Origin of the sequence: Mesorhizobium sp. M1273 (genome assembly GCF_040318195.1) — a bacterium.
In the GTDB taxonomy this organism is placed as follows: Bacteria; Pseudomonadota; Alphaproteobacteria; order Rhizobiales; family Rhizobiaceae; genus Mesorhizobium.
In genome coordinates this window covers 1-1,126 of the sequence record NZ_JAMYLV010000089.1, presented here as the reverse complement: position 1 = coordinate 1,126, position 1,126 = coordinate 1, and the positions used below count along the sequence as shown (strand labels likewise).

Annotated in this window: 1 protein-coding gene; it reads left to right on the top strand. The window is 64.1% G+C overall.

Going from position 1 to position 1,126, the window contains the following annotated elements:
- Positions 1 to 190 precede the first annotated feature (190 nt).
- On the top strand, positions 191 to 1,042 hold the full coding sequence (locus tag NKH30_RS33045) for an IS481 family transposase (RefSeq protein ID WP_352998161.1): 852 nt from the start codon (positions 191 to 193) through the stop codon (positions 1,040 to 1,042).
- Positions 1,043 to 1,126: the final 84 nt, after the last annotated feature.

The following is a 1,126-nucleotide window of genomic DNA, read 5'->3' as shown; positions in this document are numbered from 1 at the left end:
GGCAGGAAATGGCAGTCGCTCCTTCGCTCAACTGCCTCTCCAAAGAATCCTTTCTCAGCCTAAACTCAACCCCAAAATCGCCATATGCGATTCCCCTGCCCTCAAGGGGGTGTTTGGACCGGAGACATCGCGAACAGGTGTGCGAGGACATCGCGAACAGTTTGGCGCGCTTTGCGCCGGGAGGTTCGGGATGCCATTCGAGGACACGAGCGCGATGAAACAGAAGCTGGAATTTGTCAGGTTGGCGAGCGCGCCGGGGGCGAATGTGAGCGCGTTGTGCCGGCGCTTTGGGATCGGTCGGACCGTGGCTCACAAGTTGATCGCGCGCTATCGGACGGAGGGCGAGGCCGGGCTTTTGGAGCGTTCGCGCCAACCGCTCTCGAGTCCCAGGCGCAGCGCCTGGGAGGTCGAAGCAGCGGCGCTTTCGGTGCGGGCGGCACATCCGGCCTGGGGCGGGCGCAAGATCGCCCGGGTCCTGGCGCGCCAGGGGATTGGCTGTCCGTCGCCCTCGACGGTGACCGGCATCTTGCGTCGCAACGGCGTCGAGCTCGGGGCGCTGGGCGGCGGGGCAAAGCCCTTCATCCGCTTCGAGCACGAAGCGCCCAACGATCTGTGGCAGATGGACTTCAAGGGTCATGTGCCGTTGCGCGCCGGGCGCCTGCATCCGCTGACCGTGCTCGACGACCATTCGCGGTTCTCGATCGTGCTGTCGGCCTGCTCCGACCAGACCACCGAAACCGTGAAAACGCGCCTGATCACGGCCTTCCGCCGCTATGGCCTGCCCTTTCGTATCGCCACCGACAACGGCCCGCCTTGGGGCGATGGCGGCCGCAACGACTTTACCCTGCTCGGCGTCTGGCTGATCGAAATCGGCATCGCCATCGGGCATTCCAGGCCGTATCATCCCCAGACGCTGGGCAAGGAGGAGCGCTTTCACCGCACGCTCAAGGCCGAGGCGCTGCAGGGACCGCCGTTCGAGAACCTGGCGGCGGCCCAGCGGGCCTTCGACCGCTGGCGCCACATCTACAATCCTGTTTCATAACACCCATCTGTCTATGTCGTTGAAGTGAATAGGTTTTGCTGATCTGGATGCGATCCCGTGGGGTATTTTGGGTTTTGCCGCGCG

Excerpts from the sequence above, each read along its gene's own strand:
- NKH30_RS33045 (WP_352998161.1), top strand. The coding sequence starts at position 191 with ATGCCATTCGAGGACACGAGCGCGATGAAACAGAAGCTGGAATTTGTC.